The organism is Nocardia abscessus (genome assembly GCF_015477775.1).
In the GTDB taxonomy this organism is placed as follows: domain Bacteria; phylum Actinomycetota; class Actinomycetes; order Mycobacteriales; family Mycobacteriaceae; genus Nocardia; species Nocardia abscessus_A.
This window is the reverse complement of record NZ_JADLQO010000001.1, coordinates 742,698-756,822: the sequence shown is the minus strand read 5'-3', so window position 1 is coordinate 756,822 and position 14,125 is coordinate 742,698. Positions and strand designations below refer to the sequence as shown.

10 protein-coding genes are annotated in these 14,125 nt (G+C 66.3%); 3 read left to right on the top strand and 7 right to left on the bottom strand.

Features of this window, described 5'->3' with window-relative positions; all coding sequences use genetic code 11:
• Positions 1 to 32 precede the first annotated feature (32 nt).
• The 7 genes from gyrA to dnaA all read right to left on the bottom strand — a co-directional run bounded on the left by gyrA (position 33) and on the right by dnaA (position 12,484).
• Positions 33 to 2,552: a DNA gyrase subunit A gene (gene gyrA / locus IU450_RS03550; protein ID WP_195148294.1), complete on the bottom strand. Its 2,520-nt coding sequence runs from the start codon at positions 2,550 to 2,552 to the stop codon at positions 33 to 35.
• Positions 2,553 to 2,612: 60 nt separating this feature from the next.
• Entirely contained in the window at positions 2,613 to 4,658 is a 2,046-nt protein-coding gene (gene gyrB / locus IU450_RS03545; RefSeq protein ID WP_195148293.1) for a DNA topoisomerase (ATP-hydrolyzing) subunit B, read from the bottom strand.
• Between the two features lie 299 nt (positions 4,659 to 4,957).
• Complete coding sequence (locus tag IU450_RS03540; protein ID WP_195148292.1) at positions 4,958 to 5,869, bottom strand: alpha/beta fold hydrolase; 912 nt, start codon at positions 5,867 to 5,869, stop codon at positions 4,958 to 4,960.
• A 131-nt stretch (positions 5,870 to 6,000) separates the two neighbouring features.
• Positions 6,001 to 6,561 (bottom strand): DUF721 family protein, encoded by a 561-nt coding sequence (locus tag IU450_RS03535; protein WP_195148291.1) that lies wholly within the window; start codon positions 6,559 to 6,561, stop codon positions 6,001 to 6,003.
• 360 nt (positions 6,562 to 6,921) lie between these two features.
• The gene (recF, locus tag IU450_RS03530; protein ID WP_195148290.1) at positions 6,922 to 8,190 is read right to left on the bottom strand and encodes a DNA replication/repair protein RecF; all 1,269 of its coding nucleotides are present in this window, start codon (positions 8,188 to 8,190) and stop codon (positions 6,922 to 6,924) included.
• A 243-nt stretch (positions 8,191 to 8,433) separates the two neighbouring features.
• Positions 8,434 to 9,609 carry a DNA polymerase III subunit beta gene (gene dnaN / locus IU450_RS03525; protein ID WP_195148289.1) on the bottom strand — a complete coding sequence of 392 codons (1,176 nt, stop codon included), beginning with the start codon at positions 9,607 to 9,609 and terminating at the stop codon, positions 8,434 to 8,436.
• 937 nt (positions 9,610 to 10,546) lie between these two features.
• Positions 10,547 to 12,484, bottom strand: coding sequence for a chromosomal replication initiator protein DnaA (gene dnaA / locus IU450_RS03520; RefSeq protein WP_195148288.1), 1,938 nt, complete (start codon positions 12,482 to 12,484; stop codon positions 10,547 to 10,549).
• Between the two features lie 634 nt (positions 12,485 to 13,118).
• Between dnaA and rpmH the strand changes: the two genes are divergently transcribed.
• From rpmH to yidD, 3 genes are read left to right on the top strand one after another with little or no spacing between them, the layout of a single operon-like run.
• On the top strand, positions 13,119 to 13,262 hold the full coding sequence (gene rpmH / locus IU450_RS03515) for a 50S ribosomal protein L34 (RefSeq protein ID WP_006550910.1): 144 nt from the start codon (positions 13,119 to 13,121) through the stop codon (positions 13,260 to 13,262).
• 21 nt (positions 13,263 to 13,283) lie between these two features.
• Positions 13,284 to 13,727 carry a ribonuclease P protein component gene (gene rnpA / locus IU450_RS03510; RefSeq protein WP_195148287.1) on the top strand — a complete coding sequence of 148 codons (444 nt, stop codon included), beginning with the start codon at positions 13,284 to 13,286 and terminating at the stop codon, positions 13,725 to 13,727.
• Complete coding sequence (gene yidD, locus IU450_RS03505; protein ID WP_195148286.1) at positions 13,724 to 14,122, top strand: membrane protein insertion efficiency factor YidD; 399 nt, start codon at positions 13,724 to 13,726, stop codon at positions 14,120 to 14,122. Before rnpA ends, yidD begins: the two co-directional genes overlap by 4 nt.
• The last annotated feature ends 3 nt before the right edge of the window (positions 14,123 to 14,125 follow it).

Sequence of the window (14,125 nt, the reverse complement as noted above, 5' to 3'; positions counted from 1 at the left end):
CCTTAGATCCGTTCGTTGCCGCCGCTGATGGATTAATTCTCGGAGGAGCCGGTGTCGCCGCCACCGAGGACCTGATCTGGATCGGGCTCGTCGGCATTGCGCGCGATCGCAAGCAAGGTATCGCCATCCGCGAGGTTCATCAATCGCACGCCCTTGGTCTGTCGTCCAGCCTTACGAACCTGCTTCGCCGCCGTCCGGATGACGCCGCCCCCGGAGGTGATCGCGTACAACTCGTCGTCGTCGTCGACGATGAGCGCCCCGACCAGCGTGCCACGTTTCGCGTCGAACTGGATGGTCAATACGCCTTTACCGCCGCGGCCCTGTGCGGTGTACTCCTCGATCGCGGTCCGCTTCGCATAGCCGCCGGACGTGGCGACCAGCAGATATGTGCCGTCGCGAACCACATTGAGGGACAGCAGTTCATCGCTGGTGTTGAACCGCATGCCCTGCACGCCGGAGGTGGCGCGCCCCATCGGCCGCAACGCCTCGTCGGTCGCCGAGAATCGAATCGACTGTCCGAGCGCGGAAACCAGGAGCAGGTCTTCGTAGGCCGAGCAGAGTACGGCGCCGACCAACTCGTCCTCATCGCGCAGATTCACCGCGACGATGCCGCCGCTGCGGTTGGAGTCGAAGTCGGTGAGCTTGCTCTTCTTCACCAGGCCGTTCTTGGTGGCGAGGACCAGATACGGGGCGTCGTCGTAGGACTTGATCTGGATGATCTGGGCGATCTTCTCGTCCGGCTGGAACGCCAGCAGGTTCGCTACGTGCTGGCCGCGCGCGGTGCGGTTGGCCTCGGGCAGTTCGTAGGCCTTGGCGCGGTAGACCCGGCCCTTGTTGGTGAAGAACAGCAGCCAGTCGTGCGTCGAGGTGATGAAGAAGTGCTTGACGATGTCGTCCTGCTTGAGGCCGGCGCCCTGCACGCCCTTGCCGCCGCGCTTCTGGCTGCGGTAGAGGTCGGTCTTGGTGCGCTTGGCGTAGCCGGTCTCGGTGATCGTGACGACCACGTCCTCGCGGGCGATCAGATCCTCGTCGGCCACGTCGCCGTCCGCCGCGATGATGCGGGTCCGCCGGTCGTCGCCGTACTTCTCGACGATCTCGGCCAGTTCGTCGCGAACGATGGCGCGCTGACGCTCCGGCTTCTCCAGAATGTCCTTCAAGTCGGCGATCTCGGCCTCGATTTTGGCCAGCTCGTCGATGATCTTCTGCCGCTCCAGGGCGGAGAGGCGACGCAGCTGCATGTCGAGGATCGCCGTCGCCTGGATCTCATCGATCTCCAGCAGCTCCATCAGCCCGAGCCGGGCGGTGTCGGTGTTGGCCGACCGCCGGATCAGTGCGATGACCTCGTCCAGCGCGTCGAGCGCCTTGACCAGACCGCGCAGGATGTGGGCCCGCTCCTCCGCCTTGCGCAGCAAGTAGCGCGTCCGCCGGATGATGACGTTCAACTGGTGCTCGACGTAGAACCGGATCATCTGGTCGAGTCGCAGCGTCCGCGGCACACCATCGACGATCGAGAGCATGTTCGCGCCGAAGCTGGTCTGCAGCTGGGTGTGCTTGTAGAGATTGTTCAGCACCACCTTGGCGACGGCATCGCGCTTCACCGTCACCACGATCCGCATGCCCACGCGGTCGGAGGACTCGTCGTGGATGTCGGAGATGCCCGCGATCTTGCCGTCTTTCACCTGCTCGGCGATCGAGTTGATGAAGTTGTCGGTGTTGACCTGGTACGGGAGCTCGGTGATGACTATCGTCGTCCGGCCCCGGTTGTCCTCTTCGATCTCGACGACGCCGCGCATCCGGATCGAGCCGCGGCCGGTCGTGTAGGCGTCGTGGATGCCCTGACTGCCGACGATCAGTCCGTGCGTGGGGAAGTCCGGCCCCTTGACGCGCTCCATGCAAGCCGCCAGCGTGGCTTCCTCGTCCGCGTCGTAGTTGTCCAGAGCCCAGTAGATCGCCTCCGCGAGCTCGTTCAGGTTGTGCGGCGGGATGTTGGTCGCCATGCCGACCGCGATGCCGTTGCTGCCGTTCATCAGCAGGTTCGGCACCCGGCTCGGAAGCACGACGGGTTCCTGGGAACGGCCGTCGTAGTTGGGCGTGAAATCGACCGTCTCGTGGTCGATCTCACGCAGCAGTTCCATCGCGAGCGGGGTCAGGCGGCACTCGGTGTACCGCATCGCGGCGGCACCGTCGTTGCCGCGGGAACCGAAGTTGCCCTGCCCGTCGACGAGCGGATAACGCAGCGACCACGGTTGGGCCATGCGGACCAGCGTGTCGTAGATCGACGCGTCACCGTGCGGGTGATAGTTACCCATAGTCTCGGCGACCGGACGGGCGGACTTCACGTAACCGCGGTCCGGGCGGTAGCCGTTGTCGTACATCGCGTAGAGCACGCGCCGGTGCACCGGCTTGAGGCCGTCGCGCACATCGGGCAGCGCGCGGCCGACGATCACGCTCATCGCGTAATCGATGTAGCTGCTCTGCATCTCGTTCTGAATGTCGACCGGTTCGATACGGTCGCCCGCACCGCCGTTCGGGGGCAGCGTGGTCTCGGTCATGCGGTCTCCTTACCGGGCCTGACGTGAAAGGGGGCTGTGCAGCGTGAACACACGCCCGGCCTATACGTCGAGGAAGCGAACGTCCTTGGCATTGCGGGTGATGAAGCTGCGACGCGCTTCGACGTCCTCGCCCATCAGGACCGAGAACAGTTCGTCCGCGGCAGCCGCGTCATCGAGCGTCACTTGACGAAGCACCCGCACCGCGGGATCCATGGTCGTCTCCCACAGCTCCTTGGCGTTCATCTCACCGAGACCCTTGTAGCGCTGCACGCCATCGTCCTTGTTGATCTTCTTGCCCGCGGCGAGCCCCGCTTCGAGCAGACCGTCCCGCTCGCGATCGGAGTAGGCGAACTCCGGATCGTTGCGCTGCCACTTGAGCTTGTAGAGCGGTGGCTGCGCCAGGTACACGTGCCCGTGCTCCACCAGCGGGCGCATGAAACGGAACAGCAGCGTGAGCAGCAGCGTCGAGATGTGCTGGCCGTCGACGTCGGCGTCGGCCATCAGCACGATCTTGTGATACCGCAGCTTGCTGATGTCGAACTCGTCGTGGATACCCGTGCCGAACGCGGTGATGATCGACTGGACCTCGTTGTTCTTGAGGACCTTGTCGATTCGCGCCTTCTCGACGTTGATGATCTTTCCGCGCAGCGGCAGGATCGCCTGGTACATCGAGTCGCGGCCGGACTTGGCCGAGCCGCCTGCGGAGTCGCCCTCGACGATGTAGATCTCGGACTTGCTCGGATCCTTGGACCGGCAGTCGGCCAGCTTGCCGGGCAGACCGCCCAGGTCGGTGGCGGACTTGCGCCGCACCAGCTCGCGCGCCTTGCGCGCCGCGACACGGGCCTGCGCCGAGGAGACCGCCTTGTTCACAATCGTCTTCGCGTCGGCCGGGTTGGCCTCGAACCAGTGGGTGAGGTGCTCGTTGCAGGTGCGCTGCACGAACGACTTCACCTCGGTGTTGCCGAGCTTGGTCTTCGTCTGGCCCTCGAACTGCGGCTCGCCGACCTTGACGCTCACGATGGCGGCCAACCCCTCGCGGATGTCGTCACCGGTGAGGTTGCCGTCCTTCTCCTTGAGGAGCTTCTTGTCCTTCGCGTACTTGTTGACCACCGTGGTCAACGCCGCGCGGAAGCCCTCTTCGTGCGTGCCGCCCTCATGGGTGTTGATGGTGTTGGCGAAGGTGTGCACCGACTCGGAGTAACCGGAGTTCCACTGCATCGCCACCTCGAGCTCGTGGCCGGTGCCCTTGCCGGTGAACCCGACGACCGAGTTGTGGATCGGCTGCTTGGTCCGGTTGATGTGGCGGACGAAGTCCTCCAGACCACCCGGATAGTGGTAGGTGCGGGTCTTCACCTTGTGCTCGGCGGGCGCGCTGCCCTCGGCGGCATGCTTGGGCGCCTCGGCGGTTTCGCTGACCACCTCGTCGGTGACGTCGGAATCGCTGACGCGCTCGTCGGTGAGTTTGATGGTCAGTCCCTTGTTCAGGAATGCCATCTCCTGCAGCCTGCGGGACACCGTCTCGAAGTTGTAGGTGGTGGTCTCGAAGACATCGGGGTCCGCCCAGAACCGGATGGTCGTGCCGGTCTGCTTGGTCGGCTCACCCTGCACCAGCTTGCCGGGAATGGCGTCCTTGTAGGTCTGGCTCCAGTGGTAGCCGTCATGGTCGATCTCCGCTTCCAAGCGGGTCGACAGTGCGTTGACCACGGAGATACCGACGCCGTGCAGACCACCGGACACCGCGTAGGAATCCGAGTCGAACTTGCCGCCCGCGTGCAGCTGGGTCATGACGACCTCGATGGTCGGCACGCCTTGAGCGTGCATCGCCACGGGGATACCGCGGCCGTCGTCGACCACTTCGACGCCGCCGTCGGCCAGGAGGGTGACCTCGACCTTCGTCGCGTACCCGGCCATCGCCTCATCGACGGAGTTGTCGACGACCTCCCAGATCAGGTGGTGCAGACCGCGCTCACCGGTGGAGCCGATGTACATGCCCGGACGCTTGCGGACCGCCTCGAGTCCCTCGAGAACCTTGATGGAGGAGGCACCGTAGTCCTGCTTCCCGGTCGCTCTGGTCGAACCCGATGCGTTGGAGTCTTTGGCAGCCACTGGTCGGTAGCTCTCCTTACTTGCTGATCCCGGCATAGAGCGATCGGACAGCGCGCGTGAGGCCCCGATTGCCTGCTCGAGAATTAGGGTCCACGCGCGGACTGTGCGGAACGCGCCGAAGGTATCGCCGCTAGTTACGTCACCATCCTACTGGTACACCCAACTTACAACCCACCTACGACACCCCTCACAGCGCCGTGGATGCGAGAAAACGGATTTCGATGACTCGGATCCGCCTTGCGGCATTTTTGATCCATCAGAAGTGGGCTGAGAGATGCGTGGCGAGTCGCCGGCCCGGATCAGCGCCCGGCGTCGATCCGAGCGACGAAGGCGGCGGTGTGCCGGGCCAGCTCCGCCGGGTGTGAGATCGGCGACCAGTGCCGCGCCGGGATCTCGACCCGGGTCAAACGCGGGACCCATCGGTCGGCCTCGGCGTTCACCACCGGCCGCACCGCACGGTCGCCGGTGGCGACGATCAGCTGGACGGGCACCTCGATCGGACGCGGGCGCGGATGGCGCAGGTGGGAGCGGATGTTCGCACGGTAGAGCTTCAGACTGTTGATCATATCGGCACGTAGCGTCGGCGCCGTCTCCACCAGCGCGGGGTCGAGACCGTCGAAGAACGCGAGGAAGCGCGGCCAGCGGCCGGACAACAGCCACAGCACCGGATCCGGCAACTTGGGGATCTGAAACGCGACGGTATAGGCCGAGGCGACGGCTTGGGCCAGCGCGCCCCGCAGCCGCGCCGCGGTGAGAGGACCACGCAGGTAAGCGCCGAGGAAGTCCAGATTCGGACCGGACACCGAGGTGAACGACGCGACAGCCGAGGCGGCCTCCGCGGTGGCGACCACCTCCCACCCGATCACCGATCCCCAGTCATGTCCCAGCACATGCACCCGTTCGCCCGGCGCTACTGCGTCGATGACCGCACGAACATCGGCCGCGAGCTCCTCGATCCGGTACGCCTCGACCGCGGTGGGCGTCGAACTGTCGCCCGCGCCCCGGTTGTCGAAGGCGATCACCCGGTATCGGCCGCCGAGCAGGGCGGCCACCCGGCTCCACAGCAGATGGGTATCGGGCCACCCGTGGATCAACAGGACCGGCACCCCCTCGGGATTGCCGCATTCGTAGACCGCGAGTTCGACGTCATCCCGGCGGACGGTCCGGGTCGCGGTCGCCGGAAACGGACCGACCGACGTGGTGATGGTCATCGAACCCCTTCTGCCCGGACGATTCCGACCCGGCGCGGCGAGTTCCGGGCGCGACGCCGGGCGAGGCGTTCCACGTGAAACGCCGACCGGAGATAAACGTAACACCAAGTATCAGATAATGCTTTGTGTGGTCACCCGTAGGTGTCGCGGGGTCCGCGACCTTTGATATGACGCTCACCCTTGCGCCAGCTCGGCGCGGCAGGCCCCGAGATCTTCAGCGAGGTCACCACCCCCTGGCCGACAGCGGCGTTGATCTTCGCGAGGATCTGGCCCTGCAGCATGCGCAACTGGGTCGCCCAAGCGGTCGACTCGGCGGCAATGCTCAACACGCCGTCCTTCAGGGTGACCGGTGTGGCGTGCGCCGCGATGTCCTCGCCGACCACTGCCGCCCACCGGCCGAACACCATGCCCTCGGCCACCTTGTTCGACCACCCGCGGCTCTTGGCGATGGAGCCCGTCAGCTTGAACAGCGGCTGGGGATCGCGGTCGTCCGGGCCGGCGCCGGACCATCCGGTCCGCCTGCGGCCGCCGGCCCGCAGCCTGCGCTGGGGCGACGAACGCCCCTGCCCGACCGCCTTGCCGCTCGCCCGCGCCGCGGCGCGCGCCTCCTCCAGGGCACGCCGAGCCAGATCGATCCCGCGCAATTCAGGCTCCGGGCCTGCGGATTCGGGCTCCGCGGGCTGATCGCTCATCGCCCCTCTTCCTTCGCGGCCGGTAGTTTGTCCCCAGTTTTGTTCAAGTTGTCCCCAGCCTGCACAGAAGGTTGCCAGTGGTGGTTACAGCGTGGGTCAACCGCCGATCCGGCTTGCCGAATACCCTGTTCGACGCCCAAAAGGCCGTATTTCCGAACGACACTGGTCGCTTGCTCGACTGTTGCCGAAACATGCTCCACAGAATCGTTCCGTCACGGCCGGAGGAGTTTTCCACAGGTGTTGGGGAATCGGATTCGGCTGTTGAAAGCTCGAGCGGTCTTCCCGATGACAGGTCACTGTAGTGGACGGGAGCGGCCGATGCCGACGCTCGGATCACCTGTCCATTCCTCCTGTGGATAACTATGGTGTGCGGGATTCCGGCGCACCGGTGAGCGGATCTTCCTCTCGCTCGAGTGCCGGGTACTCGGCATCGTCGTTCCCCGGTTCGCCGCTCCAGGACCCGCCCTGCGCGACGATCTGCGAAACACGGCTATCGGGGCCGCCCTTGGTTTCCACCCGCAGCGGCACGGCCGCCAGCTCGGCGGGCACGTCCTCCGGCACGGCCGCCGTGATCAGCACTTGCTCCGCCTCCGCCGCGACGGCCGCGAGCGCGGCACGGCGACGGCGATCGAGTTCGGCGAACACGTCGTCGAGCAGCAGTACCGGTTCGGCGCCGGTGGCACGCAGTAGTTCGAACGCGCCCAATCGAAGGGCCAGCGCGAACGACCACGATTCGCCGTGGCTGGCAAATCCCTTCGCGGGGGAATCCCCGAGCATCAGGTCCAGTTCGTCGCGATGCGGGCCGACCAGGCACACCCCGCGCTCGAGTTCCTTCGACCGAGCGGCGGCAAGTTCACGCAGCACGATCGCCTCCAGTTCCCCGGTGTCCTCCGGGCATGGCGGTCTGGCCGGATCCAGGAACTCCGGGGGCAGCGCGGCGCTGCGATAGGCGATCGAGGCCGGCCGCGACTCCGGAGCGATCGAGGCATAGGCCCCGGCGAGATAGGGCGCGAGATCGTGGACCAAGCGCAACCGCTGTGCGAGCAGGACGGCGGCATGCTCGGCCAAGTGCCCGTCCCAGACGTCGAGGGTGCTGAGATCCGCCTTCGACCTGGCTTGGCGCCCAGCGGATTTCAGCAGCGCCGAACGCTGGCGCAGCACCCGGTCGTAGTCGCCGCGGACCGCGGCCAATCTGGGCAGCCGGGTTGTGCACAACTCGTCCATGAAGCGACGGCGTTCCCCGGGATCGCCGCGCACCAGTGCGAGGTCCTCCGGCGCGAACAACACCGTCTGCAGAATCCCCAGGATCTCCCTGGTCCGGCGGACCGGTGAGCGGTTGATCTGCCCGCGATTGGGGCTGCCCTGGTTCAGCTCGACATCGATGCGCAGCTCACGGCCGGCGTTGACCACCGTGGCTCCGATCCGGGCCCGCTCGGTCCCGGTGCGGATCAATGGAGCTTCCGTGGCGACACGATGCGAACCAAGGGTGGCCAGATAGCCGATCGCTTCCAGCAGGTTTGTCTTACCGTTGCCATTCGATCCCAAGAAAACGGTTCGACCTGGGGATAATTCGAGTTCCGCATACTCCCAGGAGCGGAAGTCACGCACCGACAGAGCTCGGACGAACATTCGCTATCGTGCCCCTGCCTGGGCCGAAGCGGACATTTCCGCCGAACGGCACGTCGGCACCGCGTCCGACGAATGCCGTGCGGTAAGCCGCACCCCTGTGGAACACCTGTGGATAACGTCTGCCCCCAGACCCGCCGAAACCGAGTTATCCGACGTCGCTGGGGATTCTCCAGCGACGTGGCCGCTCACCCGCACCGGATCACGCGGCGCGGATCCGCACGATACCCGGTCGTGCACGAGCGATCAGCCCGGGAGCCGGACCGGCATCAGCAAATAGGTGTACGGACTCGACAGCGCCGCGAACGTCCCGGAGTCGAGCACCTCGGGCTCTTCCTCGGAGGCGGGCAGCAGCACGGCCGGCCTACTCGGCGTGGTGAATCCGAAGGTGACCCGGTCCGCGTGCAGCGCCGACAAGCCGTCGATGAGGTAACCGGGATTGAACGCGATGGTGAGCGATTCACCGCGGAAATCGGCCTCCAGCCACTCCTCGGCCCGGCCCGCGTCGTCACCGCCAGCGGACAGCAGCAGGCCGTCGGTGGAGAACTCCAGCCGCACCTGGGCGCCTCGCTCGGCGACCAGCGCGACGCGCTTGATCGCGTCGGTGAGCGCGGCGACGGCAAGGGTGGCGATCGAGGTGTGTTCCTTGGGGAGCAACTGGCGGAACTTGGGGAATTCCGCGTCGAGCAGTCGAGTGGTGGTCCGGCGGCCCGCGTTCACGATGCCGAGCAGTCCGTCCGACCCCGCACCGGTGCCGAGGGACAGCTGAACGGGCGCGTCGGAGGGGCCGAGCGTCTTGGCGGCTTCCGACAGCGTCCTGGCCGGAATGAGCACCGAAGTCTCGATGTCGGCGCGCGCGGGCTGCCATTCGATGTGCCGGACGGCGAGGCGGAACCGGTCGGTCGCCGCGAGAACGACCTGTGATCCCTCGATCTCCACCCGGATACCGGTCAGCATGGGCAGGGTGTCGTCCCGTCCGGCGGCGACGGCGACCTGGCCGACGGCCTCGGCGAAGACCTCCACACTGAGTTCACCGGTCTGCTGCGGCACCTCCGGCAGCTGGGGATAGTCCTCGACCGGCATGGTGGGCAGGGAGAACTTCGCACTGCCACAGGCGATCAGGACGCGGGTGCCGTCCACCGAGACGTCGACCGGCTTGTTGGACAGCGCCTTGGTGATGTCGGCCAGCAGACGACCGGAGACGAGCACCTGGCCGGGGCCTGCGACCTCGGCCGCGACCCGCACCTGCGCGGAGACCTCGTAGTCGAAGCCGGACACGGTGAGACCGTCCTCGTCGGCGACCAGCAGCACACCGCCGAGCACCGGAACCGGAGGCCGGGACGGAAGACTGCGCGCCACCCAGGCGACGGACTCGGCGAAATCCTCGCGGGCGACCCGAAACTTCATGCTTGCAAGCTCCATGGCCCGATCTGTCCTCTCCCGGTTCCGTGATCTGTTGTCGGCTCGTCAGTGTCGGTGCTCGAAAGGGTCCTGCCGAATCGGCCGCCTTCGCAGTCTGGCACAGGCGACCGACATCAAACCGTACCCGCGCGCGGGACGCGCACCTAGCCCGACCCTCCGGCGTGACGGACGGTCGCGTCCGGAGCAGGGATGAGAGGGCGCCCACGCGGGGATCGCGCATGCGCCGTGCCGACGCGGATCGCGTACCCCGATCGCTCATCGGGTCGACGAGTCCGTGTTGTGTCCGTGTTGTGTCCGTGTTGTGTCCGTGGTCCGTCCGTGGTCCGTCCGTGTTGTGTCAGCGCTGTCGTCCTTGCGAGAAACCCTGCCCGCTTCCGAAGGTGCGCTGCCCGACCGACTTTCCACACACCCCGTTTTGAAGAGAGATCTCTAATGAGAAGAACTGAAGTAGTAGTAGGCACTGTGGATTCTGTGGACTGCGGCCGAATCCGCTGGTCAGGGGGCGTGGTGCCGTGGGGATGGCCACGGAGTGTCTCGAGGATGAACGCGAGGCGTCTGTGGAGTTCCCAGGTTGTCCCAGATTCATCCTCGAGCGCTCCTCGAGTTGTTCCACCGGATTCACCCAGTTGTTCACACATGTGCACGAAATCGTGGACAGCTCGAGGAATCCTCGAGGACTCCACACGGACTCCTCGAGGATTCCACAGGGCCCGATCCGGACACTCCGCTGGTCAGCCCCTGTGCGCAACCGAGCCTGGGGAAACTGTTGAATTCGGCCTGTGGGGGAACTCGCGCGGACCGTCGCCGTGGCCTGTGCACGAATCGGTGGACAAACCAGGGGATTCCTCGAGGACTCCACAAGGATTCCTCGAGGAATCCACAGGCCACAAAAAAGCACCGCCCCTGGTCAGGGGCGGTGCTCAGCTGTGTATAGAGCTCAGCGGGAGCGCTGCTTGATGCGGGCTGTGAGTTCCTGCACCTGGTCGTAGACGCGGCGGCGCTCGGTCATCTCCTTGCGCACCTTCTTCTCGGCGTACATCACCGTGGTGTGGTCGCGGCCGAACGCCTGCCCGATCTTCGGCAGGGAGAGATCGGTCAGCTCACGGCACAGGTACATGGCGATCTGCCTGGCCTGCGCCAGCGGCCGCGCTTTGCCGGGACCGGTGAGCTCTTCCAAGGTGGTGTTGAAGTACTCCGCCGTGACGGCCATGATGGTGGCCGCGTTGATCTCCAGCGTCGCGGTGTCCGGCATCAGATCGCGCAACACCACTTCCGCCAGTGGCAGATCCAAAGGCTGGCCGTTCAACGAGGCGAACGCGGTCACCCGGATCAGCGCGCCCTCCAGCTCCCGGATGTTGCGCTCCACCCGGCTGGCGATCAGCTCCAGCACGTCGTGCGGCACATCGAGCCGGTCCATCCGCGCCTTCTTGCGCAGGATGGCGATGCGCGTCTCCAGCTCCGGCGGCTGCACGTCGGTGATGAGACCCCACTCGAATCGCGTCCGCAGCCGTTCCTCCAGCGTGGCCAACTGCTTGGGCGGACGGTCCGAGGAGACCACGATCTGTTTGTTCGCGTTGTGCAGGGTGTTGAAGGTGTGGAAGAACTCCTCTTGGATGCCTTCCTTGCCCTCGATGAACTGGATGTCGTCGACCAGCAGGATGTCGGTCTCGCGGTAGCGGCGCTTGAACGCCACCTTGCGGTCGTCGCGCAGGCTGTTGATGAAGTCGTTGGTGAACTCTTCGGTCGAAACGTATTTGACCCGCATGCCGGGAAACAGACGCTGCGCGTAGTGGCCCGCGGCGTGCAGCAGGTGGGTCTTGCCCAACCCCGAAGCGCCCCAGACGAACAGCGGGTTGTACGCGCGAGCCGGGGCTTCGGCGATGGCGACGGCGGCAGCGTGGGCGAAGCGATTGGACGCGCCGATGACGAAGGTCTCGAAGGTGTACTTCGCGTTCAGGCTGGCCGAGGACGTCGAAGGAGCAGGCGTTTCCTGCGATTTGGCGAAGTAGGTCGGCCAAGAGTTGCGGACGTTCACCACGGGCTCGTCGTCGTGATCGCCGCGCTGGTGGTCACCCACGGGCTCACGCACCGGATCGTGCGCCAGACCCGTGTCGTCGTCGGTGGTTTCGCGCACTTGAGCACGGATCGGGTTGCGCATCCCGCTCGGGGACGGTTCGGGATTGAACAAAGACTCCTGCCCCGGCGGGATGGCCGGCTCCCGGCGCGGCGGAAGTCCGGGTTCGCGGCGGGGGGTGACGTCCGGCCCGGACACCGTGGGCAGCTCGGCTGTCGTGGAGTACTCGCCGCGCGGCGGGTAGTCGGCGTGGGCGTAATCCGGCTGGCGGTACTCCTCCGGCGGTGCGAATTCCTGGCCGTATTCGGTGCCCGGGTAGTCGGAGCCGTCGTGATACGGCGACGACTGTGCGAACTCGGCGGGCTGTGCATAACGTGGCCCCGGGTAGGCATCCCGGCCGGGGAATTCCGAACCGGGATAGGCGGCGGGACCGCGGCCTTCCCTGGTGCGCTCGGGCCTGCTCGTCATCCGCGCGTGCCGTGGCGTGTTGTTCTGCCGGTCGACGGTCGGGGTGGTCGGGGCGGCGATGCGGACACCGAGTCCCTCCACCTGGGGACCGAGCCGACGAGCGAGGGAACGGAGGATGGGCTCGCGCAGATCGCGTTCGATGGCCTCCTGGGCCAGTGACGAGGGCACCGAGAGCAGGGCGAATCCCTGTGCGACCGTCAGCGGCTTGACCAGCTTCAGCCAGGCCTGCTGTGCTCGGGTCACCGGAGGAATCGCGCCGTCGGGTGAGCCGGTGGTGAGCTCGGTGACAACCTCGGGCCATACGGTGGCCAACACGTTCTGCTCGTCGTCCATGCAGTTTCCTCCCCGGAGTAGGTCGATAGGAGCAGACGGCCGGGGCACGCGTGGAGTGCGACGCTGTGGGTCGGTCCCGTTATCCTGCGTACGTCCGTAACCGGTTCGGACGCTGCCCGGGTCCCCCATCTGGACAGCGGCGTGGCACCGTCGGCCCTACGAATATGCCACTCCAGGGGTCTTTCCACACAATTATCCACAGATGTGGAGAACCCTGGGGAGCTGTGGAACGCGCGTACGCGCGAGAGGAGCAACGCCGCGACCTGCGGTTCTGTAGCAATCGCCTGGCTAAGCACCTTAGTGGCCCGGGCCGCGCGATGGCTAGGGGTGTGGACGAGGTCACGATCATTGCGGAAATGCGTGACGCGGGGACCGGTTCTGCCTGGTCGTCGGGCCCGGGCCGATGGGATGGGGCGAGTTTGACCCGACCCGAGCCGATCAGTACCCTCGTACAGTCACCCCTTGGTGCGGTGGCGGTCTTGTGCTGACCGCGTTTAGGTCGTGATCGACCGACTGTGCGCCAGGACCGACGCGCGCCGATGATGACCAGACCTGCGATTCATTCGCGCAATACACGTATCACCGACAAGCTTCGGGCACTACCTGGTGCCCGCCTACTCGAGGAGTGTTGACCGTGGCCAAGGGCAAGCGGACGTTCCAGCCGAACAACCGTCGTCGGGCGCGGGTTCACGGCTTCCGCCTCCGGATGCGCACCCGTGCGGGCCGCGCCATCGTTTCGGCGCGTCGCCGTAAGGGCCGCGCTTCCCTCACTGCCTGATCCTCGCTCTCGGACGCTCGGGTGTTGCCTGAGCCGTATCGGTTGCATCATCGTGCCGACTTCTCCCGGACGGTGCGCCGCGGCCAGCGAATCGGGAGGCGTGATCTGGTCGTGCATGCGCTCGCGCACGGGTATGCGCACGGGTATGACGGAGGTGTGGGCGCGAATGGACGACACGATCAGATCCCGAACGACGTGCTGGTCCGCGTAGGCGGACCGCGCTTCGGGTTGATCGTCAGCAAGGCGGTGGGCAACGCGGTGATTCGACATCGCGTGGCCCGCCGCCTGCGTCATATGTGCGCCCAGGTGGTCGACGAAGTGCCGCCCGGGACCGATGTCGTGATCCGCGCGCTCCCGGGCGCGGCTACGGCGTCGTCGGAGGACCTGCTGCGCCAACTGCGCACCGCACTGCGCAAGCTCGGCGTCGGCGCCGCGGCGGGCGTGGCAACGGGTGGTTCGGCATGAGCCGCTCGGCGACGATGGCCAGACTGCCCGCGAACGTGCTGATCTTTCTGATCGAGCTGTATCGGACCTACGTCTCCCCCACCCGCATGCCGGTGTGCCGATTCACACCGACCTGTAGCGAGTACGCGGTGACCGCACTACGCACCCGAGGCGTGGTCATCGGGCTCGGACTGACGGTCGTGCGCTTGGCCAAATGCGCGCCCTGGCACCCTGGTGGGTGGGACCCCGTCCCGGAGCGGAAGCGGAGCACTGTGCGCGCCGATCCGGCGGACGGGGCAGCGACCGACACGGCGTCGCAGGACCCGAGCCTGCCCGCCGGACCTCGGTCGGAGCCGAACGCTTGTAAAGGATCGCCGCACGCGGTGATCGGCGACACGAACGACGGGAGTGCATAGAGC